This is a genomic window from Streptomyces calidiresistens (assembly GCF_014141525.1).
GTDB classification, from domain to species: Bacteria; Actinomycetota; Actinomycetes; order Streptomycetales; family Streptomycetaceae; genus Streptomyces; species Streptomyces calidiresistens.
The window spans coordinates 1-1,969 of sequence record NZ_VKHS01000920.1 but is presented as its reverse complement, the minus strand read 5'-3'; the positions used below and the strand labels follow the sequence as shown (position 1 = coordinate 1,969).

The window sequence follows — 1,969 nt, the reverse complement described above, 5'->3', positions numbered from 1 at the left end:
GGGGGTGCCTGGAAGAAGAAGAGGGGGAAGCGCAGGGCCGAGGCGAGTGAGGAAAGTGTTTCCTCCGAGGGGGGCTTGCGGTGGTTCTCGAAGGCGGTGATGCTCTGGGCGGAGATGCCCGATGCCTCCGCGAGGGCGGCGAGGGTCATGCGTCGCCTCTTGCGTGCGAGAACGAGCCGTTCGGGGGTGAACACTTTCCTCAACTCCATACGTGCGGGGCGTTTCCGTTCAGGCCTGGAGGAACTCCACCAGGACGTCGGGGCCGCCGTCGCTGCTCGGCCGGTCGAGGTCGATGCTCGTACCGGGGTCGCTGTCGGGCAGGTCAATGGGGATACGGACCTGCCATTGGGTGACGTACTTGCCGCTCATGCGGACCGGCAGGGACAGTTCGGCGCGCAGCAGGCCGTCCTCGTGGCGTTCGTAGAGCAGGAACCACAGGGGCATGTCGTCCAGCTGAGCACCGAACTGGGCCTCGTCCCGACTGATGAGGGCGGCACAGGTTGGGGCCGGAGCTTTTCGTGAGCCAGTCCGGCACATTTAAGCTCAAGTGTTTTTTGATGAAAATCAAGGTGTGAGCGGAGCATTGTGCGCTCATCGGCAATGGTGAGCAAGAAAGTCCGTTCGGCAGTCATATTCGAATTCCCTCACTCGGCTTGGCGACTCACGCAACCACCTCGAGCAGGCCGACTCGGGCCAGTCCTTGAGCTGTCCGTGTCGCGCGCTCGGCCGGCACCCCGGGGAAGACGTCACCGGCGACTACCTCGCTTCCCATCACTGGACCTGCACGCATCTCGGCCACAGGTGCCGGCGCAGCAACCGGCGCGGCGGGCGGGGCGCCCGGCCTCGCGGGCCTGGACGCCTACACCCGGGCTGAAGGCGTCGAGCTGCGGTGGGACGCCACCGGGACCCGGGTCCGCAGGCCACCGGCCAACCGCGGCGGACAGCGCGCGTTCGTCTCCGACAAGAAGGCACAGAACACCATGAAGGCCACCGTCATGGCTGATCACCAAGGCCGCACGCTGTGGACAGACGGGCCGCGGCCGGGGCGGATGCACGATGCGGCCGCTGCCCGCACCAAAGGTATCGCCGTCTGCTTCCATCACTTCCCCACCGAGCCCGGTGTCCAAGGCACCTCGCTGCTGATGCTGATGGTGAAGTCCCGGCACAAGAAGCCGGAGAATGTCCGCTGCCACTTCAAGCCCTCCCCGGAGGCAATCTCCGAACTGACCAGCCTGCTCGCCCCGGGAGGCAGCAGCCGCTGATCTCTCGCTGTCCCGAAGCGCAAAGCCCCGGGCCGAGCGATAGCGTTTGTCGTGGAGAGAAAACCGGTCTGCGTCAGATCCGTCTCTTGCTTCTTGACGACCGGAGCGGACTGATATCAGTCGTTCGCTCCAGGGGTTTGCGCTGTGACGCTACCGGTATCGGTTGCCAACCTGCTCCATTGGGCCAGCAGGCGTATGGAGGTCTCGGACGGGCTGCCGGGTTCGGTGCCGTAGATGAAGAGGATCTGGTCGGGGTCGTCTGCGGGGGTGAGGGCCTGGTAGGTGATGGTGAGGTCGCCGACGAGCGGGTGATGGTAGTCCTTGGTGCCGGTCGTGCGCTGGTGGACTTTGTTGTCGGACCAGAAGCGGCGGAATTCCTCGCTGTGTATGGACAGGTCCCCGATCAGGGCACTTAGGGCCGGGTCATCGGGGTGGCGGCCCGCGTCGAAGCGGAGCATGGCGGCGGTGTCGGCGGCGACGCGGGGCCAGTCCCGATACAGCTCGCGCGCGTGCGGGTCGAGGAAGACGAAGCGGGCCTGGTTCCGCTCGGCTGCGGGGAGCGCGCGGAAGTCGGTGATCAGGCGTCCGGCGAGTGGGGTGTGGGCCAGCACGTCGAGGCGTCGTCCGAGGACGAAACCGGGGCGGCCGGTCTGTTGGAGAGTGTCCAGCAAGTCCCAGGTGGCGGGGTGGACGCGCTGGGGGCGGGG

3 protein-coding genes and 1 pseudogene are annotated in these 1,969 nt (G+C 66.6%); 1 reads left to right on the top strand and 3 read right to left on the bottom strand.

Going from position 1 to position 1,969, the window contains the following annotated elements:
* Positions 1-209 (bottom strand): helix-turn-helix domain-containing protein (locus FOE67_RS30685; protein ID WP_369075298.1); only part of this gene is annotated, 209 nt, incomplete at its 3' end.
* A gap of 19 nt (positions 210-228) precedes the next feature.
* The gene (locus FOE67_RS24145; protein WP_182666949.1) at positions 229-444 is read right to left on the bottom strand and encodes a hypothetical protein; all 216 of its coding nucleotides are present in this window, start codon (positions 442-444) and stop codon (positions 229-231) included.
* A gap of 398 nt (positions 445-842) precedes the next feature.
* Here FOE67_RS24145 and FOE67_RS30870 point away from each other — a divergent pair.
* Positions 843-1,262: pseudogene (locus FOE67_RS30870) on the top strand (transposase family protein); the annotation flags it as partial.
* Positions 1,263-1,378: 116 nt separating this feature from the next.
* Here the strand turns inward: FOE67_RS30870 and FOE67_RS24130 are convergent.
* The coding region (locus FOE67_RS24130; RefSeq protein ID WP_438874300.1) for an MmyB family transcriptional regulator at positions 1,379-1,969 on the bottom strand (591 nt) is incomplete at its 5' end.

Coding starts and splice junctions, on each gene's coding strand:
- FOE67_RS24145 (WP_182666949.1), bottom strand. CDS start 444: ATGCCCCTGTGGTTCCTGCTCTACGAACGCCACGAGGACGGCCTGCTG.